This window comes from Kitasatospora atroaurantiaca, assembly GCF_007828955.1.
GTDB classification, from domain to species: Bacteria; Actinomycetota; Actinomycetes; order Streptomycetales; family Streptomycetaceae; genus Kitasatospora; species Kitasatospora atroaurantiaca.
In genome coordinates, this window is sequence record NZ_VIVR01000001.1 from 1,564,490 (window position 1) to 1,584,487 (window position 19,998).

At 72.2% G+C, this 19,998-nt stretch carries 21 protein-coding genes; 13 read left to right on the forward strand and 8 right to left on the reverse strand.

What is annotated here, in order from left to right; genetic code table 11:
- Positions 1 to 19 precede the first annotated feature (19 nt).
- Positions 20 to 1,456 carry a GH1 family beta-glucosidase gene (locus FB465_RS07025; protein WP_170290515.1) on the forward strand — a complete coding sequence of 479 codons (1,437 nt, stop codon included), beginning with the start codon at positions 20 to 22 and terminating at the stop codon, positions 1,454 to 1,456.
- A 100-nt stretch (positions 1,457 to 1,556) separates the two neighbouring features.
- Here FB465_RS07025 and rsgA read toward each other — a convergent pair whose 3' ends face one another.
- The 3 genes from rsgA to FB465_RS07040 all read right to left on the reverse strand — a co-directional run bounded on the left by rsgA (position 1,557) and on the right by FB465_RS07040 (position 5,431).
- Complete coding sequence (rsgA, locus tag FB465_RS07030; protein ID WP_145788586.1) at positions 1,557 to 2,642, reverse strand: ribosome small subunit-dependent GTPase A; 1,086 nt, start codon at positions 2,640 to 2,642, stop codon at positions 1,557 to 1,559.
- Positions 2,643 to 2,938: 296 nt separating this feature from the next.
- Positions 2,939 to 4,033: a PP2C family protein-serine/threonine phosphatase gene (locus FB465_RS07035; RefSeq protein ID WP_145788587.1), complete on the reverse strand. Its 1,095-nt coding sequence runs from the start codon at positions 4,031 to 4,033 to the stop codon at positions 2,939 to 2,941.
- A gap of 117 nt (positions 4,034 to 4,150) precedes the next feature.
- Positions 4,151 to 5,431: a YihY/virulence factor BrkB family protein gene (locus FB465_RS07040; protein ID WP_145788589.1), complete on the reverse strand. Its 1,281-nt coding sequence runs from the start codon at positions 5,429 to 5,431 to the stop codon at positions 4,151 to 4,153.
- A gap of 204 nt (positions 5,432 to 5,635) precedes the next feature.
- Here FB465_RS07040 and FB465_RS37685 point away from each other — a divergent pair, with 204 nt between their 5' ends.
- The 11 genes from FB465_RS37685 (at position 5,636) to FB465_RS07095 (ending at position 15,478) form a co-directional block, all read left to right on the forward strand.
- Entirely contained in the window at positions 5,636 to 5,719 is an 84-nt protein-coding gene (locus FB465_RS37685; protein WP_310593185.1) for a putative leader peptide, read from the forward strand.
- Between the two features lie 187 nt (positions 5,720 to 5,906).
- Positions 5,907 to 7,631 carry a nitrite/sulfite reductase gene (locus FB465_RS07045; RefSeq protein ID WP_145788591.1) on the forward strand — a complete coding sequence of 575 codons (1,725 nt, stop codon included), beginning with the start codon at positions 5,907 to 5,909 and terminating at the stop codon, positions 7,629 to 7,631.
- The gene (locus FB465_RS07050) at positions 7,628 to 7,795 is read left to right on the forward strand and encodes an IS1 family transposase (protein ID WP_145788593.1); all 168 of its coding nucleotides are present in this window, start codon (positions 7,628 to 7,630) and stop codon (positions 7,793 to 7,795) included. The genes FB465_RS07045 and FB465_RS07050 overlap by 4 nt, the downstream gene beginning before the upstream one ends.
- On the forward strand, positions 7,782 to 8,477 hold the full coding sequence (locus tag FB465_RS07055; RefSeq protein ID WP_145788595.1) for a phosphoadenylyl-sulfate reductase: 696 nt from the start codon (positions 7,782 to 7,784) through the stop codon (positions 8,475 to 8,477). Before FB465_RS07050 ends, FB465_RS07055 begins: the two co-directional genes overlap by 14 nt.
- A 56-nt stretch (positions 8,478 to 8,533) precedes the next feature.
- Complete coding sequence (gene cysC / locus FB465_RS07060; RefSeq protein ID WP_211785954.1) at positions 8,534 to 9,115, forward strand: adenylyl-sulfate kinase; 582 nt, start codon at positions 8,534 to 8,536, stop codon at positions 9,113 to 9,115.
- Positions 9,112 to 10,050 carry a sulfate adenylyltransferase subunit CysD gene (gene cysD / locus FB465_RS07065; protein WP_145788599.1) on the forward strand — a complete coding sequence of 313 codons (939 nt, stop codon included), beginning with the start codon at positions 9,112 to 9,114 and terminating at the stop codon, positions 10,048 to 10,050. Before cysC ends, cysD begins: the two co-directional genes overlap by 4 nt.
- Before the next feature lies 1 nt (position 10,051).
- Positions 10,052 to 11,401 carry a sulfate adenylyltransferase subunit 1 gene (locus FB465_RS07070; RefSeq protein WP_145788601.1) on the forward strand — a complete coding sequence of 450 codons (1,350 nt, stop codon included), beginning with the start codon at positions 10,052 to 10,054 and terminating at the stop codon, positions 11,399 to 11,401.
- Between the two features lie 220 nt (positions 11,402 to 11,621).
- Positions 11,622 to 12,791: an ABC transporter substrate-binding protein gene (locus FB465_RS07080; RefSeq protein WP_145788605.1), complete on the forward strand. Its 1,170-nt coding sequence runs from the start codon at positions 11,622 to 11,624 to the stop codon at positions 12,789 to 12,791.
- Positions 12,792 to 12,961: 170 nt separating this feature from the next.
- Positions 12,962 to 13,765, forward strand: coding sequence for an ABC transporter ATP-binding protein (locus tag FB465_RS07085; protein WP_145797189.1), 804 nt, complete (start codon positions 12,962 to 12,964; stop codon positions 13,763 to 13,765).
- Positions 13,752 to 14,669, forward strand: a complete 918-nt coding sequence (locus tag FB465_RS07090) for an ABC transporter permease (RefSeq protein ID WP_145788607.1) — start codon at positions 13,752 to 13,754, stop codon at positions 14,667 to 14,669. The genes FB465_RS07085 and FB465_RS07090 overlap by 14 nt, the downstream gene beginning before the upstream one ends.
- Before the next feature lie 11 nt (positions 14,670 to 14,680).
- The gene (locus FB465_RS07095) at positions 14,681 to 15,478 is read left to right on the forward strand and encodes a sirohydrochlorin chelatase (RefSeq protein WP_145788609.1); all 798 of its coding nucleotides are present in this window, start codon (positions 14,681 to 14,683) and stop codon (positions 15,476 to 15,478) included.
- Here FB465_RS07095 and FB465_RS07100 read toward each other — a convergent pair.
- Together FB465_RS07100 and FB465_RS07105 are read right to left on the reverse strand one after the other, a co-directional pair.
- A complete protein-coding gene (locus tag FB465_RS07100) occupies positions 15,475 to 15,996 on the reverse strand; it encodes a hypothetical protein (protein ID WP_145788611.1) in 522 nt (173 codons plus the stop codon). The genes FB465_RS07095 and FB465_RS07100 overlap by 4 nt on opposite strands.
- A gap of 109 nt (positions 15,997 to 16,105) precedes the next feature.
- Positions 16,106 to 17,110 carry a hypothetical protein gene (locus tag FB465_RS07105; protein WP_170290516.1) on the reverse strand — a complete coding sequence of 335 codons (1,005 nt, stop codon included), beginning with the start codon at positions 17,108 to 17,110 and terminating at the stop codon, positions 16,106 to 16,108.
- 112 nt (positions 17,111 to 17,222) lie between these two features.
- Here FB465_RS07105 and FB465_RS07110 point away from each other — a divergent pair, with 112 nt between their 5' ends.
- Positions 17,223 to 18,053 carry a helix-turn-helix transcriptional regulator gene (locus FB465_RS07110; protein WP_145788615.1) on the forward strand — a complete coding sequence of 277 codons (831 nt, stop codon included), beginning with the start codon at positions 17,223 to 17,225 and terminating at the stop codon, positions 18,051 to 18,053.
- A gap of 5 nt (positions 18,054 to 18,058) precedes the next feature.
- On the opposite strand, the gene FB465_RS07115 is transcribed toward FB465_RS07110, so the two are convergent.
- From FB465_RS07115 to FB465_RS07125, 3 genes are all read right to left on the reverse strand, one after another.
- Positions 18,059 to 18,664, reverse strand: a complete 606-nt coding sequence (locus FB465_RS07115; RefSeq protein ID WP_145788616.1) for a hypothetical protein — start codon at positions 18,662 to 18,664, stop codon at positions 18,059 to 18,061.
- 17 nt (positions 18,665 to 18,681) lie between these two features.
- A complete protein-coding gene (locus tag FB465_RS07120) occupies positions 18,682 to 19,572 on the reverse strand; it encodes a WXG100 family type VII secretion target (RefSeq protein ID WP_145788618.1) in 891 nt (296 codons plus the stop codon).
- A gap of 73 nt (positions 19,573 to 19,645) precedes the next feature.
- Positions 19,646 to 19,972 (reverse strand): hypothetical protein, encoded by a 327-nt coding sequence (locus FB465_RS07125; RefSeq protein ID WP_145788620.1) that lies wholly within the window; start codon positions 19,970 to 19,972, stop codon positions 19,646 to 19,648.
- Positions 19,973 to 19,998 lie beyond the last annotated feature (26 nt).

Here is a 19,998-nt window from a genome sequence, read left to right on the forward strand (position 1 = left end):
TTCAACCATGGAAGGCGACATGTCCGTAGAGGCCCTGCCCGCTCCTGTCCGTACCGGAACTCCGACCGGATTCCCCACCGGCTTCGTCTGGGGCGCCGCCACCGCCGCGTACCAGATCGAGGGCGCCGCCGCCGAGGACGGCCGGACGCCGTCCATCTGGGACACCTTCAGCCGCACGCCCGGCAAGGTCCGCAACGGCGACACCGGCGACATCGCCGCGGACCACTACCACCGCTACCGCGAGGACGTCGCGCTGATGGCCGAACTCGGCCTGGGTGCCTACCGGTTCTCGCTCTCCTGGCCGCGCATCCGGCCCGGCGGCACCGGCCCGGCCAACGCGGCCGGCCTCGACTTCTACGACCGCCTGGTCGACGAGCTGCTGGCCAAGGGCATCTCCCCCGTCGCCACGCTCTACCACTGGGACCTCCCGCAGGCCCTCGAGGACCTCGGCGGCTGGACCAACCGCGACACCGCCTACCGCTTCGCCGAGTACGCCGCCCTGGCGGCCGGCCGGCTGGGCGACCGCATCCCGACCTGGACGACGCTCAACGAGCCGTGGTGCAGCGCCTTCCTCGGCTACGGCTCCGGCGTGCACGCCCCCGGCCGGACCAGCCCCGCCGACGCCCTGACGGCCCATCACCACCTGCTGCTGGCGCACGGCCTCGGCACCGGAGCCCTGCGTGCCGCACTGCCCGCCGGGGCCGAGGTCTCGCTGACCCTCAACCTCGCCGCCGTGCGGGCCCTCACGGACGGCCCCGCCGATCTGGACGCGGCCCGCCGGATCGACGGCCTGGCCAACCGGATCTTCCTCGACCCGGTCTTCCACGGCAGCTACCCGGCCGACGTGCTGGCCGACACCGCGAAGGTCACCGACTGGTCCTTCGTCCACGACGGCGACCTCGCCGAGATCTCCCGGCCCATCGACTCGCTCGGCATCAACTACTACACGCCGACGGTGGTCGCCTCCGACGACCCGTCCGCCCCGGCGCCCCGCCAGGACGGCCACCAGGGCGAGCTGTCGCCGTGGCCCGCCGACCAGGGCATCCGCTTCCTGCCCGCCGAGGGCACCCGCACCGCGATGGGCTGGCCGGTCGACGCCGACGGGCTGTACGAGCTGCTCACCCGACTGCGGGACGACCTGCCGGGCGTCCCCCTGCTGGTCACCGAGAACGGCGCCGCGTACGAGGACTACAGCGACCCGTCCGGCGCGGTGCACGACCCCGAGCGGGTGGCCTATCTGCACGCCCACCTGGACGCGGTGCGCCGTGCGGCCGCCGACGGGGCGCCGGTGCGCGGGTACTTCCTCTGGTCGCTGCTGGACAACTTCGAGTGGGCGTACGGCTACAGCAAGCGCTTCGGCATCGTGCACGTGGACTTCGCCAGCCAGCGGCGCACGCCGAAGGACAGCGCGCGCTGGTACGCCGAGGTGATCCGTACGGGCGAGCTGCCGTCCTGAATCACCGCCGTCCAGAATTGCTGCTGTCCCGAACGGCTGCCGTCCTGAACCGCCGGGCGGCCGCCCCGGGTCCTGACACCCGGGGCGGCCGCCTGGCTCGTCAGGGCCGCGGCGGGCGGGCCGACTTGACGATGATCTTCCACTGGCGGGCACGCTCGGCACGCAGCCGGGCGTCCGTGCGCGAGGCGATCCACTCGTTCTCGCGCTGGAGCTTGAGATAGCTCTCCCACCTGCGCTCCGGCAGCACCCCGTCCGCGAGAGCGGCGGCCACCGCGCAGCCGGGCTCCGACCGGTGGCTGCAGTCGTGGAAGCGGCAGTTCTCCGCCAGCTCCTCGATCTCGGAGAAGGCCTGGGCCAGGCCCTCGCCGCCGTAGAGGCCGACCTCTCGGAGACCGGGAGTGTCGATCACCGCGCCGCCGCCGGGCAGCGGGATGAGCTCGCGGGTGGTGGTGGTGTGCCGGCCCTTGTTGTCGGTGGCGCGGGTCTGCTGGACGGCCATCACGTCCGTCCCGGCCAGCGCGTTGGTCAGGGTCGACTTGCCCGCGCCGGACTGCCCGATCAGCGCGGTGGAGCCCGGCGCGCAGGCGCGCAGCACGTCCAGGCCCTCGCCGGTCTCGGCGCTGACCACCAGCACCGTGACACCGGGGGCGATCTGCTCGACGTCGGCGCGGATGTGGTCGGCGTCGTCGACCAGGTCGGCCTTGGTGAGGACGACCAGCGGTTCGGCGCCGCTCTCCCAGGCCAGGGCGAGGAAGCGCTCGATCCGGCCGAGGTCCGGCTCGGCGGCGAGCGAGGCGGCGATCAGCACGGTGTCGATGTTGGCGGCGAGCACCTGGCCGTCCGAGCGGCCACCGGAACCCTTGCGGATGATGGCCGTACCGCGCGGCAGCAGGGCCGAGACGGTGGGCATCGGGTCGGCCGACAGGTCGACGGCCGCCCAGTCACCCGTGCACGGGCAGTCGATCGGGTTCGGGCTGCCCACCGGACGGGAGTCGGCCCGGACGGTGCGCAGCTCGCCCGACTCGGGGTCGGCGAGCACGACATCGCACTGGCCGCGGTCGACCCGGGCGATGCGCGCAGGGGTGAGCCCGGCCTCGGCGAGGGGGGCGAAGAGCTCGTCGAGCTCGGGAGTCCAGCCGTAGGCGGACAGGGTGGAGACGGTCGTGCTCAGGGATGCGTGGGACAACGCAGTGGGCCCTTCGGGAGGAATGCGATCCCGGCGGGTCTACGGCTGCGCGAGAGTGCTCTCGTACGTCAGCCGGCGGCCGGGCGGAAGAGGTGGGTGCGAGTGCTGCCCTGGGCAGCCGTGACGACGGTGACAGCCACGAGGCTCACCTCCTGCTTCTGTTCCGGCCCTGGAACGGGGCCCCTGAATTCGTTGCTGCTGATCTGATGCTGCGCCAGAGCCTACGGACGACCCCGCGCGGCGCGCATCCTATTTTTGACCTGCGCCTTTCCCCTTGTGCCGTCCCCTTGTGCCCCTCACACCTGCCGGCGGACGGCCAGCATGGCCGCGTCGTCGTTCATCCCGCCGGCGGTGTACTCGCGGACGTCCGCGAGGATCTCGGTCAGCACCCCGTCCGGATCAGCGCCCGGCAGCGCGGACAGCCGCTCGGCGAGCGGGTAGAAGTGGCCGTCCGCGTCCCTGGCCTCCGAGACGCCGTCGGTATAGAGGAGAAGCAGGTCCCCCGGCCCCAGGTCCAGCGGCTCCGCCCGGTAGTGCCCGCCGATCAGCCCGAGCAGCGCCAGCGGGGGTGCGTGGTGGTCGGGGCTCACCTCGTGCACCTCTCCCGTAGGGCGCAGGACCAGGGGCGGCGGGTGGCCGCAGTTGACGATCTGGGCCCGCCCCGGCTCGGCCGGAACGCCGACCAGTACGGCGGTCACGAACCGCTCGTTCGCGGGGCGGCGGGCGATCGCGGAGTCCAGCCGCTCGGCCACCCCGGCCAGGTCGGGGTCGGTCGCGGCGGCCTCGCGGAAGACTCCGAGCACGTCTGCGGCCGTCTCCACGGCCGCCAGGCCCTTGCCCTGGACATCGCCGAGCAGGAGCCGCACGCCGTGCGGTGTGTCCAGCACCTCGTACAGGTCCCCGCCGATGCGGGCCTCGGCGGCGGCCGCCGCGTACCGCACGGCGACGCGCAGCGGGCCGACCCGCTGGGCCACCGGCCGCAGCAGGGCCTGCTGGGCCGCCTCGGCGACGGTCCGGATCCGGTGGAGCTGCTGCTCCCGGGCCCGGATGAGGACGACGTTGGCGACGCTGGCCATGGTCGCCGCGAGGACGGCGAACACCGCGACGATGTGGACCACCAGGGGAACACCCGGGTTGACGAAGGAGAGGCTCACGACCACCCCGGTCGCCAGCAGGCCGGCCAGCAGCGGGACCCGTACGGAGCGGGCGCTCGCCCCGGCCAGGACCGGCAGGGTCGCGATGATCGGGGAGGCGGTGGTCCTCGGACCGGTGGCCAGGTCCGCCGCGACGGCCGCCACGACCAGGGCGTACGCGCCGCTGAGCAGGAGGAGCGACCACCGGGGCAGCCGCGCGGGCGTCAGCGGGCCGGTCGAAGAGCCGTCCTCGGCCACGGTGGGCTCCTCCTCGCTCGCGTCGGGCCGCGGCGGACCACGCGGTCCGTCCCACCACTCACTCTCGCCTCTCGGCAGGCTCGTGGCGACAGGACGCGGGCGAGGGTCACACGTGCCTTACAGCCCGTCCCAGGGCCCCCGGGTCGGGTAGCGGGGAGGCGGGGCCGGGCGGTCGCTGTCCGGCGGGGGCGGGGGCTGGCGGCGGTGGGCGCCGCGCGAGCCCAGGCGGCCGCGCACGTTGCTTGGCGGCAGGATGTCGGCCCAGCGCTCGGGGTACTCGGAGGGTGCGTGGCCCTCGTCGTCGTCCTCGTCGAACTCCTCCTCGACGCCCTCCGCCAGCCCGAGCTCGCGGGCGCGGCGAGCCCGCTCCACGGCCCGGCGGGCGGTGACCTCGCGGACCACCGCCTCGGCGGCCTCCTCGCTGGCGCGCTCGTTCTCGGCGCGGGCGTCGGCCGTCTCGACGGTGGGCCAGCGGCGGTCTATGGCGGCGTTCATCGCGGCGCCGATCAGCACGGCGAGCGCCACCACGCCGATCCACAGCAGCACCGCGACGGGCGCGGCCAGAGACCCGTACACCGAGGGGCCCTCGACCGAGCTGACCAGGTAGAGCCGGAGCAGCACGCTGCAGATCACCAGGACCCCGAGGGCGACCAGCGCGCCCGGGATGTCCTCGCGCCAGGGCGTACTGACGGGGACGGCCACGTGGTAGAGGGTGGTGAGGAAGACGACCAGCAGCAGGATCGCCACCGGCCAGTAGAGCGCGCTGACCACGGCCGCCGAGTTCGGCAGCGCGGAGACCACCAGGCCGGGGCCGGCCACCAGCAGCGGCAGGACGAGCGAGCCGATCACCAGCGCGCCGAGGTAGAGCCCGAGGGACATCAGGCGGGTCTTGACGATGCCGCGCTTGCCGTCGAGCCCGTACATCACGGTGATGGTGTCGATGAAGATGTAGAGCGCCCGGGAGCCGGACCAGAGCGAGAGCAGGAAGCCGATCGAGATCAGGTCGGGCCGGCCGTTGTCGAAGACGCCGGTCAGCAGCGGCTGCACGATCTGGTCGATCGAGCTCGGTGAGAGCACCGTCCCAGCTGCTGAGACGATGTCCTGCTTGAGCCGCTCGATGGTGCCGGCGCCGAGGATGGCGTCGAGGTAGCCGAGGGTGCCCGCCAGGCAGAGCAGCAGCGGCGGGATCGACAGCAGGGTGAAGAACGCGGCCTCCGCGGCGAGCCCTGTGACGCGGTACTCGACGCAGGTGTTGGTGGTGTCCTTGAGCAGTGCCCACACGGTCGACCGCAGGGTGACGCGCTTTGCGGCCCGCCGGGAGCCCTTGCCCCGGCGCCGGGACGGACGCTCGGCGGCCTGGCCCGGGGTCTCGCGTGGTGTACTGCCTGCTGCTTGCACATGCCTACGGTATCGGCCCCGGCGATGGTCCCCCGCGCGCCCGCACGTACCGGGCCGCCGCTGGTCGCCGCAGGTGCCCCGACCGTTGCCGTCGGGCCTGGCAGATGAGGGGCGGTCAGGCCGTCATCTCGAAGGGCGATACTCAATCGTCCAGAATGCGGACGTTAGTGGACCGAGAGTCGCTCGTCGTGCGAATCTCTAGCCATGCCAAGCGCCGGAACCACCCTAGTAGGTCGACTTCACGTCGATCTCCTTCGCGTGTCCAGCGCCATCTGTCCGGTGACCTGAGCCCCACCCCGCCGCCACCACCGCACCCGGCGCCACCACCTCGCCATCCCCGCCGACGCGGATGCGCGGGCGCCCCAGGCCAGGGTCACTGTTCTCTCGCCACCTGCTGCAACCCCGCAGGTCAGAGCAGTCCGCGCCCGGGGATCCCAGCACCCCGCAACAGAGCCAGCTGCTTAAGGACGACACCATGGCCCCCACTCCCGAACCGGTCGAGCCCCAGGTCGACAGCGCCGCCGCGCGCCGTCCCGCCGCCGCCCGCAAGGTGACCCGCCACCGCGGCGAGGGCCAGTGGGGCATGGGCCACTTCACGCCGCTCAACGCCAACGAGCAGTTCAAGAAGGACGACGACGGTCTCAACGTGCGGACACGCATTGAGACCATCTACGCCCACCGCGGCTTCGACTCGATCGACCCGGCGGACCTGCGCGGCCGGATGCGCTGGTGGGGTCTGTACACCCAGCGCAAGGAAGGCATCGACGGCGGCAAGACCGCGATCCTCGAGCCGCACGAGCTCGACGCCGAGTACTTCATGCTGCGCGTCCGGATCGACGGCGGCCGCCTGACGGTGGCGCAGCTGAAGGCGATCGCCGAGGTCTCCGAGCAGTACGCGCGCAACACCGCCGACCTGACCGACCGCCAGAACGTCCAGTACCACTGGATCCGGATCGAGGACGTCCCCGCGATCTGGCAGAAGCTGGAGGCCGTCGGCCTGTCCACCACCGAGGCCTGCGGTGACACCCCGCGTGTCATCCTCGGCTCCCCGGTGGCCGGCATCGCCGAGGACGAGATCATCGACGGCACCCCGGCCATCGACGAGATCCAGCGCCGCTTCATCGGCAACAAGGACTTCTCCAACCTGCCGCGCAAGTTCAAGTCGGCGGTCTCCGGCTCGCCGCTGCTGGACGTGGCGCACGAGATCAACGACATCGCCTTCGTCGGCGTGGTCCACCCCGAGCACGGCCCCGGCTTCGACCTCTGGGTCGGCGGCGGTCTCTCCACCAACCCCAAGCTCGGCGTGCGCCTGGGCGCCTGGGTCCCGCTGGACGAGGTCGCGGACGTCTACGGTGGCGTGATCGGCATCTTCCGCGACTACGGCTACCGCCGCCTGCGCAACCGCGCCCGGCTGAAGTTCCTGGTCGCCGACTGGGGCGTGGAGAAGTTCCGCCAGGTCCTGGAGGACGAGTACCTCAAGTACCAGCTGATCGACGGCCCCGCGCCCGAGGAGCCCAGCGGCACCTGGCGCGACCACGTCGGCGTGCACAGGCAGAAGGACGGCCGCTTCTACGTCGGCTTCGCGCCGCGCGTCGGCCGGGTCGACGGCAAGCTGCTCGGCCAGGTCGCCGAGCTCGCCGCCGAGCACGGCAGCGACCGGCTTCGTACCACCGCCGAGCAGAAGATGCTGATCCTCGACATCGAGGAGAGCAGGGTCGAGTCGCTGGTGGCCGGGCTGGAGGCGCTGGACCTGCGGGTCACGCCGTCCCCGTTCCGCCGCGGCACCATGGCCTGCACCGGCATCGAGTACTGCAAGCTCGCCATCGTCGAAACCAAGGAGCGCGGCCGTACGCTCATCGACGAGCTGGAGCAGCGCCTGCCGGACTTCGCCGAGCCGCTCACCATCAACATCAACGGCTGCCCGAACGCCTGCGCCCGCATCCAGGTCGCGGACATCGGTCTCAAGGGCCAGCTGGTGACCGACGAGAACGGCGAGCAGGTCGAGGGCTACCAGGTGCACCTCGGTGGCGCGCTGGGCCTGGAGGCCGGCTTCGGCCGCAAGGTCCGCGGGCTCAAGGTCACCAAGGACGGCCTGCCGGACTACGTGGAGCGGGTGCTGACGCGCTTCCAGGCCGAGCGGAACGAGGGCGAGCGCTTCGCCCAGTGGACGGCCAGGGCCAGTGAGGAGGCGCTGTCGTGAGTGAGCGAGCCGCACCTTTCCACTGCCCGTACTGCGGCGACGAGGACCTGCGTCCGTCGGAGGCCGGTCACGGTGCCTGGGAGTGCCACGGCTGCCGCCGTGCCTTCCAGCTGAAGTTCCTGGGCCTGCTGTCATCGGGGGGAGCCGCACATGAGCGTGACTGACTACGAGGCACTGGCCACCACGGCCGGGCGCGAGCTGGAGGAGGCGACCCCTCAGGAGATCCTGAAGTGGGCCGCCGACAATTTCGGCAAGCGTTTCTGCGTCACCTCCTCGATGGAGGACGCGGTCGTGGCGCACCTCGCCTCCTCCGTCTTCCCGGGCGTAGACGTGGTGTTCCTGGACACCGGCTACCACTTCGCCGAGACCATCGGCACCCGGGACGCGGTGGCGGCGGTGATGCCGGTCAACGTCATCACGCTCAAGCCGCTGCAGACGGTGGCCGAGCAGGACGCCGAGTACGGGCCCAACCTGCACGACCGTGACCCGGACCTGTGCTGCTCGCTCCGCAAGGTCGAGCCGCTCAACCGCGGCCTCGGCGGGTACGACGCCTGGGCGACCGGGCTGCGCCGCGACGAGTCGCCGTCCCGGGCCAACACCCCCGTGGTGTCCTGGGACCCGAAGCGCCGCAAGGTGAAGCTGGCCCCGATCGCCCGCTGGACGCAGGAGGACGTGGACGCGTACGTCGCCGCCAACGGCGTACTGCTCAACCCGCTGCTGTGGGAGGGCTACACGTCCATCGGCTGCTCGCCGCTGTCCTGCACCGCCAAGCCCGGCGAGGGCGAGAGCGGACGGGCGGGCCGCTGGGCCGGCTCGGGCAAGACCGAGTGCGGCATCCATCTCTGACATCGCACCACCAACCCGTACCACCAGGAGACTTCACCGTGACCACAGCTCAGACGTTGGCAGCCGACGGAGCCGCAGAGGCGGCCCGCGCGGCCGCCCCCTGCGAGCGCGGCGCCACCGTGTGGCTGACCGGGCTGCCCAGTGCGGGCAAGACCACCCTCGCCTTCGCCCTGGCCGAGCGACTCCGGGCCGAGGGCCACAAGGTCGAGGTCCTCGACGGTGACGAGATCCGTGAATTCCTGTCCAAGGGGCTGGGGTTCAGCCAGGAGGACCGGCACACCAACGTGACCCGGATCGGCTTCGTGGCCGAGAAGCTCGCGTCCAACGGCGTCAAGGTGCTCGCCCCGGTGATCGCCCCCTACGCCGCCTCCCGCACCGCGGTCCGCGACCGGCACGCCGAGGCCGGCACGGAGTTCCTGGAGATCCACGTCGCGACCCCGGTCGAGGTCTGCTCGGAGCGTGACGTCAAGGGCCTGTACGCCAAGCAGGCGGCCGGTGAGATCGCGGGTCTGACCGGCGTGGACGACCCGTACGAGGCCCCGGAGAACCCGGAGCTGCGCATCGAGACCCAGAACCGGTCGGTGGCCGACTCCGCCGCCGAGCTGCACGCCTTCCTGACGACAAGGGGCCTGGCATGACGACCGCGACCCACACCCTCCTGGACACGCAGGAGAACCCCTACGCGCTGTCGCACCTGGACGCCCTCGAGGCGGAGTCGGTGCACATCTTCCGCGAGGTGGCCGGCGAGTTCGAGCGTCCGGTGATCCTGTTCTCGGGCGGCAAAGACTCCATCGTCATGCTGCACCTGGCGCTGAAGGCCTTCTGGCCCGCGCCGGTGCCGTTCTCGCTGCTGCACGTCGACACCGGGCACAACTTCCCCGAGGTCATCGCCTACCGCGACCGCGTGGTGGCCGAGCACAACCTGCGCCTGCACGTGGCCCACGTCCAGGACTTCATCGACGACGGCCGGCTGCGCGAGCGCCCCGACGGCACCCGTAACCCGCTGCAGACCGTCCCGCTGCTGGACGCCATCGAGACCAACCGTTTCGACGCCGTCTTCGGCGGCGGCCGCCGCGACGAGGAGAAGGCCCGCGCCAAGGAGCGCGTCTTCTCCCTGCGCGACGAGTTCGGCGCCTGGGACCCGCGCCGCCAGCGCCCCGAGCTGTGGAGCCTCTACAACGGCAAGCACGCGGTCGGCGAGCACGTGCGCGTCTTCCCGCTGTCCAACTGGACCGAGCTGGACGTGTGGCAGTACATCGAGCGGGAGAAGATCGAGCTCCCCGAGATCTACTACGCCCACGAGCGCGACGTCTTCGCCCGCAACGGCATGTGGCTGACCGCCGGCGACTGGGGCGGCCCCAAGGAGACCGAGACGGTCGAGCGCCGCCTGGTGCGCTACCGCACGGTCGGGGACATGTCCTGCACCGGCGCGGTCGACTCGGACGCGGTGTCCATCGCCGACGTGATCACCGAGATCGCCGCGAGCCGCCTCACCGAGCGCGGCGCCACCCGGGCGGACGACAAGATGTCCGAGGCCGCCATGGAAGACCGTAAGCGCGAGGGGTACTTCTAAGATGTCGACTGATCTGCAGGCCGATTCGACGGCCGACAACCCCTTCGGCGAGGCCTCCGCCACCGCGCTGCTGCGCTTCGCCACCGCCGGTTCCGTGGACGACGGCAAGTCGACCCTGGTCGGGCGACTGCTGCACGACTCCAAGTCGGTCCTCGCGGACCAGCTGGAGGCGGTCGAGCACGCGTCCCGCAACCGCGGCCAGGAGGCCCCCGACCTCGCGCTGCTCACCGACGGCCTGCGCGCCGAGCGCGAGCAGGGCATCACCATCGACGTGGCGTACCGCTACTTCGCCACCCCGCGGCGGCGGTTCATCCTCGCCGACACCCCGGGGCACGTGCAGTACACCCGCAACATGGTGACCGGCGCCTCCACCGCCGAGCTGGCCGTGGTCCTGGTCGACGCCCGCAACGGCGTGGTCGAGCAGACCCGCCGCCACGCCGCCGTGGCCGCGCTGCTGCGCGTCCCGCACCTGGTGCTGGCCGTCAACAAGATGGACCTGGTCGAGTACGCGGAGCCCGTCTTCGCCGCCATCGCCGCCGAGTTCACCGCCTACGCGGCCTCGCTCGGTGTCGAGGACGTCGTCGCGATCCCGATCTCGGCGCTGGCCGGTGACAACGTGGTCGAGCCGTCCGCGCACATGGACTGGTACGGCGGCCCGACCCTGCTGGAGCACCTGGAGACCGTCCCGGTCGGCAGCGACCCCAGCGAGGAGCCGGCGCGCTTCCCGGTCCAGTACGTGATCCGTCCGCAGAGCGGCGAGCACCGTGACTACCGGGGCTACGCGGGCCAGTTGGCCTCCGGGGTGCTGCGCACCGGTGACGCCGTCACCGTGCTGCCCTCCGGCCACACCACGACCGTCGCGGGCATCGACGCGCTCGGCAAGGAGACGGACATCGCCTGGGCCCCCCAGTCGATCACCGTCCGCCTCGCCGAGGACATCGACATCTCGCGCGGCGACCTGATCGCGGCAGGCCAGGCCCCGACGCCCACCAAGGACGTCGTCGCCACCGTCTGCCACCTGCACGAGCGCCCGCTGCGCGTCGGGGACAAGGTGCTGCTCAAGCACACCACCCGCACCGTGCGCGCGCTGGTCAAGGAGATCACGTACCGCATCGACATCGACTCGCTCGAGCAGCGCTCCGGCGCCGACGGCCTGTCGGTCAACGATATCGGCCACGTGCTCCTGCGCACCGCCGAGCCGCTGGCGCTCGACCACTACACCGACAACCGCCGGACCGGGTCCTTCCTGCTGATCGACCCGGCCGACGGCACGACTCTCACCGCCGGCATGGCGGGCGAGTCCTTCGAGACCGTACGCACCACTGAACCCCTAGAGGAGGACTGGGTCTGATGCCCAGCGAGGCGTTCTCGGGCATGGACAAGGAAGGCGGCCGCATCGGCAGCGGCGTCCTCGGCAGCGGCCAGGGCGGACTGACGCGATGTGTGGGTCGACAGGGGCGCTGATCCCCTGTCACCGGGCCGTCCTTCCCCTGACAGCCCGGCTTGCCCGGCACTCCACGTGCCGCAAGCACCGCCAAGACCACCTTCCTTCCATGAACAGGACGACTCTCATGGCACCGAACTCGGCCTTCCCGCACATCGTGCTGCGTTATACCGCGAGGGGCCTCGGCTCCGGCCGGATCAGACGGTCCGCCGTCGCCGCGATCGCCGGTCTGACCGCCGTCAGCCTGCTCAGCGCCTGCGGCTACGGCTCGAAGAGCACCGACAAGGCCTCCTCGGCCCCGGTGGCCGCCACCAACGCCTCGGGGGCCAAGCTCTCCGCGGACACCGTGAAGATCGGCTACTTCGCCAACCTGACCCACGGCACCCCGCTGGTCGGCCTCAAGGAGGGGCTGATCCAGAAGGAGCTCGGCGCCACCCAGGTCAAGACCCAGGTCTTCAACGCGGGCCCGGCCGAGATCGAGGCGCTGAACGCCGGCTCGATCGACATCGGCTGGATCGGCCCCTCCCCGGCGATCAACGGCTTCACCAAGTCCAACGGGCAGTCCCTCAAGATCATCGGCGGTTCGGCCTCCGGCGGCGTCAAGCTCGTCGTGAACCCCGACAAGATCAAGACCCTGGACGACCTCAGGGGCAAGAAGATCGCCACCCCGCAGCTCGGCAACACCCAGGACGTCGCGCTGCTGAACTACCTGGCCGAGAAGGGCTACAAGGTCGACGCCCAGTCCGGCGCCGGCGACGTCTCCGTGGTCCGTACGGACAACAAGGTCACCCCGGACGCCTACAAGTCCGGCTCGATCGACGGCGCCTGGGTGCCCGAGCCGACCGCCTCCAAGCTGGTCACGCTGGGCGCGAAGGTGCTGCTCAACGAGAAGACCCTGTGGCCGGACAGCAAGTTCGTGATCACCAACATCATCGTCTCGCAGAAGTTCCTCAAGGAGCACCCGGACGTGGTGGAGGCCGTGCTGCGCGGCTCGGTGAACACCAACGCCTTCATCAAGGCCAACCCGGACAAGGCCAAGGCCGACGCCAACGCCGCCATCAAGGACGCCTCCGGCAACGCCCTGGACGTCGCGCTGCTCGACCTCGCCTGGTCGGACCTGGACTTCCTGGACGACCCGCTGGCCGGCACCCTGCAGGCCGAGGCCGACCACGCGGTGACCGCCGGGCTCCTCAAGAAGCCCAACCTGGCCGGGATCTACGACCTCGCCCCGCTGAACAAGGTGCTCAAGGAGAAGGGCCAGGCCGCCGTGGCGGACGCCGGCCTCGGCGCCAAGTGACCCTCCGCACCCAGTAGCTCCGTGGTCCGTGCCCCCGCCCCGCCTTGGTCGATGCCCAATCACACGGCGGAGCGGGGCCGGACCCCGGCTCCCGCTTCTCGCGACCCTCTCCCTCCTTCCCCGCCAACGGGCAGGAGGGGCCCATGACCACTCATGCAGGAGGTGCCCGGATGAGCCCGGCACTGACCACCTCGGAAGACGCCCCCCGCGTCGAGGCGACGGACGGCGCTCCCGCCGTCCGGCTCTCGCACGTGCACAAGTCCTTCGGCCGCCCCGGCGCCGCCACCGCCGTGCTCGACGACATCTCCCTCGACGTCGCGCCCGGTGAGTTCGTCACCCTCCTCGGCGCCTCCGGCTGCGGCAAGTCCACCCTGCTCAACCTGGTCGCCGGGCTCGACAAGCCCACCGCCGGCACCATCGAGGTCCCCGGTGCCCGCCCCGCGCTGATGTTCCAGGAGCACGCGCTCTTCCCGTGGCTCACGGCCGGCAAGAACATCGAACTCGCCCTGCGACTGGCCGGCGTCCCGCGGGCCGAGCGCCGCGCCGAGGCCGAGCGGCTGCTCGAACTCGTCCGCCTCGGCGGCGCGTTCGGCAAGCGCGTGCACGAGCTGTCCGGAGGCATGCGCCAGCGCGTCGCCCTGGCCCGCTCGCTGGCCCAGGGCAGCAACGTGCTGCTGATGGACGAGCCGTTCGCCGCGCTCGACGCCATCACCCGCGACGTGCTGCACGACGAGATCACCCGGATCTGGGCCGAGCGCAAGCTCGCCGTCCTGTTCGTCACGCACAACGTGCGGGAAGCCGTCCGGCTGGCCCAGCGCGTGGTGCTGCTCTCCTCCCGCCCCGGCCGGGTCGCCCGTGAGTGGCGGATCGACCTGCCGCAGCCGCGCCGCATCGAATCCGCCGGCGTCGCGGACCTGTCCATCGAGATCACCGAAGAACTGCGTGGGGAGATCCGCCGCCATGGCCAGCACTGACACCGTCCCCGGCCTGGAGAAGGCCGCCCCCACCGCGCCCGTCGAGTCCGACCTCAAGAGCGTCGAGGCCGGCCTGGACGCGCTGGACGCCGTCCAGATCCAGCGCACCCCGATCACCCAGGTGCTGCGGCAGAAGGTGCTGCCACCCGTCCTCGGCCTGCTCCTGGTCGTGGCGGTCTGGCAGGCCGCGTACAGCCTCCACCTGACCTCCGAGTACAAGCTCCCCAGCCCCGCCGACGTCTGGGGCGCGCTGACCGACCTCTGGGAGGCCGGGACGCTCTTCTCGATCATCTGGACCAGCGTCTGGCGCGGCCTGTCCGGCTTCGCCGCCTCCGTCGTGATCGGCACCCCGATCGGCCTGCTGGTCGCCCGGGTCAAGCCGATCCGGGCCGCCGTCGGTCCGGTGCTCTCCGGCCTGCAGTCGCTGCCCTCGGTGGCCTGGGTGCCCGCCGCCGTCATCTGGCTCGGCATCAACGACCAGGCGATGTACGCGGTGATCCTGCTGGGCGCCGTCCCGTCCATCGCCAACGGCCTGATCTCCGGCATCGACCAGGTGCCGCCGCTGTTCCTGCGGGCCGGCCGCACCCTCGGCGCCAGCGGCCTGTCGGGCGCCCGGCACGTCCTGCTGCCGGCCGCGCTGCCGGGCTACCTCGCCGGCCTCAAGCAGGGCTGGGCCTTCTCCTGGCGCTCGCTGATGGCGGCCGAGCTCATCGCCGCCTCCCCGGACCTCGGTGTCGGCCTCGGCCGGTACCTGGAGAACCAGCGCGAGTTCTCCGACATGTCCGGCGTGCTGCTCGGCATCATCCTGATCCTCTTCGTCGGCGTGGCCATCGACCTGCTGTTCTTCTCGCCGCTGGAGCGCCGCGTGCTGCGCAGCCGCGGCCTGCTGGCCGGCAACCGCTAGGGATCCCCGACATGTACGACGGCCGGCTGTCCGCACCCGCACCCACCCGCACCGCCGCGGGTGCGGGCAGCCCTGCCCTGCTCCTGATCGCCCACGGCAGCCGGGATCCCCGGCACGCCGCCACGGTGGACGCGCTGGTCGTCCAACTCCGTACGCTCCGGCCCTCGTTGGAGGTCGCCACCGCCTACCTGGACCACTGCGCCCCGCGCATCCCCCAGGTGGTCTCCCGGCTCGACGGCGCACCCGCCGTCGCCGTCCCCCTTCTCCTCGGTCGCGCCTTCCACGCCAGGAGCGACATCCCGGCCGCCCTTCGCGAGGCCGGCGCCGACCTGCCTCTCGCGGACGTGCTCGGGCCGTCCCCGCTGCTGCTCGATGCCCTCGACCGGCGGCTGGCGGAGGCGGAGGCGGGTCTCGACGTCGGCTCGGCCGCCGTCCGCTCCCGTACGGGCGTGGTGCTGGCCGCGGCCGGATCCTCGGACCGCGCCGCCAACGCGGCGACTCGGGCGGTGGCGGCCGAGTGGCAGCGCACCCGCGGCTGGGCCGCCGTCGAGGTCGCGTACGCCTCGGCCACTCCCCCGCACGTCCCCGACGCCATCGCAGCCCTGCGGGCGCGAGGTGTCCGCCGCGTCGCCGTCGCGCCGTACCTGCTGGCCCCGGGCCTGCTCCCCGACCGCATCGCCTCCTCGGCCGGCACCGCGGACCTCCTCGCCCCGGTCCTCGGCGCGGCCCCGGAGATCGCCGAGCTGCTTCTCCACCGCTACGACCAGGCCCGCGTGGCGGTCCCGGCCGCACCTGCCCTGACGGCCTAGCGGGAGCCGGTGTCCAGCGCGGCCCGGTAGCGGGCTTCGAGGTCGGCGAGGGCGTCCCGCTCGGCGAGGCTCGCCCGGGTCGGTCGCCCGGCGTGGAGGTCCTCCTCGGTCGCGTACTCGAGCGGTGCCTGAACCCAATTCCAGGCACCCGCCGCACAGGCCCGCTGGTACGGCGTGCCCTCCTCCATCACCCTGACCAGACTCTCCTGCACGCGTCGCCGTCCCACCGCCTGAACCAGGGCGGCGGCGAGCCAGCGGGGCGAGCTCGGATCCTCGTCGTGGACGAGCGCCCGGACCAGCTGGTCGTAGTGCTGCTCGACCAGCGGACGGTTTCCGGTCACGTGCTGCACAACCAACTGCCGCTTGTGCCCGATCCGGTGGTACTGCGGGAAGTGCGGCTGCCGCTCGGCGAAGGCGGCGATCCTCGGATCAGCGGAGTCCGCCCACTCCAGGCCCAGCGCCTCCAACAGCTCGTCCAGACAGCCCTCCTGCAGGGCCAGCCGAGCACCGAGGTCCATCAGTTCCCATCCGTCGAACCATCCGCTTCCGCCTCACACCCTACGCAGGGCGGATCGCCGATGGGAGTGCGCGCCGGGCGCGGGGCCTCGGTGCACACTCCCATGGCAGTCACACCCTACGCAGGGTGAAGGCGTCGCTCGGGGTGCCGGCGAAGAGCAGGTCGAGACGGCCGGAGAGCTGGTACGTCGTGTCGGCCGGGCCCGGGGTGAGGGCGGTGGGGGCCTGGTCGGGTGAGGGGTGGACGGCGGTGAGGCGGGCGGTGCGCCAGTCGTCGTCGGAGCGGAGCTCGACCTCGGCGTCGTGCCCGGCCGCGCCGAGCTCGTTGGTCACGCCGAGCAGGGTGCCGTCGGGGCGGCGCAGCAGGCCGTCCAGGCCGGTCAGCGTGCCGGGAGCGGTGGCCACCCGGACCTGCGAGACCTCGGTCGGCCTGGCGATCCGGACCCGCCAGAGCGTCCCGTCGTCGTACTTGCCCAGCACCAGCCAACCACCCTGCCGCACAATGCCGTTGAGGCCGAATCCACCGCCCGGCGCGGCCAGCCGGGCATCCCGGAGCAGCACCGAGGCCGCCCCGTCGACGCCGACCCGGTACACCACCGGCGCAAAGGAGTCGGTGACGTACGCGGTGCCGTCCGGGCCGAAGGCGAGGTCGTTGGCAAAGTGCTGGCCGCCGTCACCGGCGACCGCCGCCAGGTCGACGTAGAACAGCCGCCGCCCGGTGGCCAGGTCGTACGCACCGACCCCGGCCAGCCGGTGGAAGGTCCCGGGCGAGGTCCGCAGCCCCGCACCGGGATCGGCGTTGGCCACCAGGACCCGCCCGCGTGCGGCGTCGACGTGCAGTCCGATGATGGACACCAGCACCTCCGGGTCGTCCACCAGCGTGGCGGCGCTGCCGTCGGGCGCGACGACCGAGACGGTGCCGTGGCGCAGTGAGCCGACCAGGAAGCGGTGGTGCACGGCGTCCCAGGTGGCGCCCTCCGGGTGGAGGGTGTCGGCGTGGCCGGCCACCACCTCCGGGTACCGGCAGCCGGTCGCCGCGGTGGCGGGCAGCACGCTCCCGGCCAGCAGGGCGGTGGTGATCGCGGCGAGCAGGGCTCCGCGGATCGAACGGTTCATCATCTTCGTATCCCCTCGGGTGAATTCCGTGCTCCCAGCCTCCCTGCCGGCCGCGGGCGGGAGCAGTGCGTGGCGATACTGGTAGTCCGAACACCAGGACGGGGGACGAGAGATGGCCGGCACGGAACTCCGCAGGCAGGCGTTGTCGAACTTCCTGCGCACCCGCCGGGCCCGGCTGACCCCGGCCGAGGTCGGTATGGCACCGGGCGTGCGACGGCGGACGCCGGGGCTGCGCCGGGAGGAGCTGGCGCTGCTCGCCGGGGTCGGGGTGACCTGGTACACCTGGCTCGAGCAGGGCCGCGACATCAACCCCTCGCCGGAGGTGCTGGCCAGTCTGGCCCGTACGCTGCGGCTGGACCGGGCGGAGACGGACTACCTGTTCCGGCTGGCGGGCAGCGCGCCGTTGCCGGTCGAGCCCCCGGCGGCCCCCGAGGTCCCGGCCCCGCTGCTGCGGCTGGTGCAGGCCCAGGAGCCCTTTCCGGCGTTCCTGATCGACGCGGACTGGGACATCCGGGCGTGGAATCCGGCCGCCGAGGCGCTGTTCGAGTTCTCGCACTGGTCGCAGGAGGACTGCAATCTCGCCTGGGTGGTGTTCGCCAACAAGGTTCATCGCGAGCGGACGGTGGACTGGGAGCGGCACGCCCGCCGGACAGTGGCCGAGCTGCGCGCCGCGTACGGAGCTCGGGGTGGTGAGAGCTTGGCCGGGCTGATCAAGCGGCTGCGCGCCGCGTTCCCGGACGCCGACCGCTGGCTGGACGAGCACGAGGTGCAGGAGCGCATCGGCACCGCCAAGGACCTGAACCACGAGACCCTGGGCATGCTGAGGATCGATCAGGTGGTGCTGCAGGCGCCCGGCGAGCTGCACCTGGTGGTGCTGTCACCGCGCGACGCCGAGACCGAGGCGCGCCTGCGCAGGCTCACCCCGGCCCCGGCCATCGGGTAGGGCCGTCAGTACGGCCGGTGGGCGAAGGCCGCCGCGAGCGGGTCGGCGTTCGCCGGCAGCCCGGTGACGATGCCCGCCCAGGAGCCGTCGGCGAAGACGAGGTCCAGCCGCCCGCGCTGCAGGACGCCCTTGGCGTTGCGGCGGACCTCGACCAGCTCCGCGCGCGAGGCCTCCCAGTGCACCGCGTTGGACTCGCTCAGCTGCCAGAGCTTGGCTCGGTCCACGACCATCAGCGCGCGCCGGTCGGTGACCGCGAACAGGCCGGAGGCACTGGCGCCCTGATCGTGCATCCGGACCACGAACCGCCCGGCCGCGCTCTGCCAGCTGCCGCCCATGCCCTGGCCGTGCACGACCGAGTCCGGCACGGCGTTCATCAGCCGGTCCTCGACCGCCCCGACGGCGGAGGAGACCGGGTTCAGCACCGCGTACGCCTTGCGCAGCGAGTTGAACGGGCCGGCGATCTTCTGCTCCAGCGCGCTCGGCCGGCGAGGCGTCAGCAGCTCCTGCGGCGGGTGCGGGATGCCCGGCGCCAGGCTCACGTTGGCCGCCTCGGCGAGCAGCTCGCCCGGCTGGAGGAGGGGTGTGACGATCTCCCGATCCCGGTTCAGCATGGTGTCTCTCCCCTGGTTCAGCCGAAGGCCGCGTCGAAGCGCCGCTTGCGCTCCTCCGGGCTCAACTCGGGTTCGTGGTGCTGGTTACCGGCGATCCGCTTGTCCGCCTCGTCCGCGGCGAGGCCGAGCCCGTCCTGGACGGCCTGCTGGACGGTCTGCCCCACCGGGTCGCCGGTCAGGCCGATGCCGTGCAGGGCGGCCTTCCCGATCATCTTGGTGCCCTTCTTGGCGAGGTAGGCCTCGACGTCGAGCGGCTTGTTCCAGGTCCACGGCTTCTTCGGGTTGAGGTGCGGCCGCTTGGAGACCGCCTTGAGGGCCTTCAGCGCCTCCTCGATCTTCTTGAGCGCGCTGGCGAGCTTCCGGACCAGGTTGGCGATCCGGGTGGTCGCGATCGCACCCTCCGCCGCAGCCGCGGCGGCCTCGGCGGCGAGCGAGATACCGGCGGTGACGACGCTGAAGGCCAGCGAGGCGGCCAGGGTGATCAGGCCCCACTCGATCAGCTCGCGGATGACCGTCTCGACCAGGTCCTGGGCGACCCGGCACTGGGCGGCGGCCTCCTCCAGCTGGTCGGCCGTGAGGTCCATGTCGTCGGCCTCGGCCTCCAGGGCCGTCTCGTACTCGGCTAGCTCCTGCTGGTAGTGGTCGGCGGCCTCCCCCTGCCAGTCGTACGCCAGGTTGGCCCGGTCGCGGCGCTGGTCGGCCACGACCTCGCGCAGGGCCTGCGCCTGACGACGCCACAGCTCGGCCGCCTCCGTCAGGCCCTCCGGGTCGCCGGTGACGAACTCCAGGGGTTCGGCGAGCGGTTCGACGATGGGGCGCATGATCTCGTCGATCACACTGCCCATCGGGCTCATCCACTCATTGATCTTGGTGTAGGCGTCGACGGCCCCCGAGACCGGCCCGCTCATGCGTCCGCCTCGCTTCGCTGCGCAGCCGCTTCGCGGAACACGCGCCTTCCGATGGTTCGCTCGCTACGCTCGCTCACGCCCCAAGACCCCCCATCATGGTCCGCATGGAGTCCGCGGTCTCCTGCTCGGCGCGCTCGTAGGAGCGGGCCAGGTCCTCGGAGTGCGTGTTGATCCGCTCCATGGTGTCTGCGGCCGAGGTCAGGTTGTCGAGCGCGGCCTCGGCCCGCTCCTGGTAGTGGCGGCCGATCTCGGCCGACTCGGGCAGCTTGCCGAACGCGTCCGGCGCCAGCATGTGCGAGCCCAGCTCGCTGCGTATCGCCCGCAGCTTGTCCGAGCGTTCGGCGGAGGTCCGGGCGAATCGCCGCAGAGCCTCCGGATCGACGCGGTACTCCCCTGACATGGCAGGTTCCTCTCCCCGTGGCGCTT

Bases quoted from the DNA above. Each gene is read 5' to 3' on its own strand.
- FB465_RS07025 (WP_170290515.1), top strand. From the start codon at position 20: ATGTCCGTAGAGGCCCTGCCCGCTCCTGTCCGTACCGGAACTCCGACC.
- FB465_RS37685 (WP_310593185.1), top strand. From the start codon at position 5,636: ATGCCAAGCGCCGGAACCACCCTAGTAGGTCGACTTCACGTCGATCTC.
- FB465_RS07045 (WP_145788591.1), top strand. From the start codon at position 5,907: ATGGCCCCCACTCCCGAACCGGTCGAGCCCCAGGTCGACAGCGCCGCC.
- FB465_RS07055 (WP_145788595.1), top strand. From the start codon at position 7,782: ATGAGCGTGACTGACTACGAGGCACTGGCCACCACGGCCGGGCGCGAG.
- cysD (WP_145788599.1), top strand. From the start codon at position 9,112: ATGACGACCGCGACCCACACCCTCCTGGACACGCAGGAGAACCCCTAC.
- FB465_RS07070 (WP_145788601.1), top strand. From the start codon at position 10,052: ATGTCGACTGATCTGCAGGCCGATTCGACGGCCGACAACCCCTTCGGC.
- FB465_RS07080 (WP_145788605.1), top strand. From the start codon at position 11,622: ATGGCACCGAACTCGGCCTTCCCGCACATCGTGCTGCGTTATACCGCG.
- FB465_RS07085 (WP_145797189.1), top strand. From the start codon at position 12,962: ATGAGCCCGGCACTGACCACCTCGGAAGACGCCCCCCGCGTCGAGGCG.
- FB465_RS07090 (WP_145788607.1), top strand. From the start codon at position 13,752: ATGGCCAGCACTGACACCGTCCCCGGCCTGGAGAAGGCCGCCCCCACC.
- FB465_RS07095 (WP_145788609.1), top strand. From the start codon at position 14,681: ATGTACGACGGCCGGCTGTCCGCACCCGCACCCACCCGCACCGCCGCG.
- FB465_RS07100 (WP_145788611.1), bottom strand. From the start codon at position 15,996: ATGGACCTCGGTGCTCGGCTGGCCCTGCAGGAGGGCTGTCTGGACGAG.
- FB465_RS07105 (WP_170290516.1), bottom strand. From the start codon at position 17,110: ATGAACCGTTCGATCCGCGGAGCCCTGCTCGCCGCGATCACCACCGCC.
- FB465_RS07110 (WP_145788615.1), top strand. From the start codon at position 17,223: ATGGCCGGCACGGAACTCCGCAGGCAGGCGTTGTCGAACTTCCTGCGC.
- FB465_RS07115 (WP_145788616.1), bottom strand. From the start codon at position 18,664: ATGCTGAACCGGGATCGGGAGATCGTCACACCCCTCCTCCAGCCGGGC.
- FB465_RS07120 (WP_145788618.1), bottom strand. From the start codon at position 19,572: ATGAGCGGGCCGGTCTCGGGGGCCGTCGACGCCTACACCAAGATCAAT.
- FB465_RS07125 (WP_145788620.1), bottom strand. From the start codon at position 19,972: ATGTCAGGGGAGTACCGCGTCGATCCGGAGGCTCTGCGGCGATTCGCC.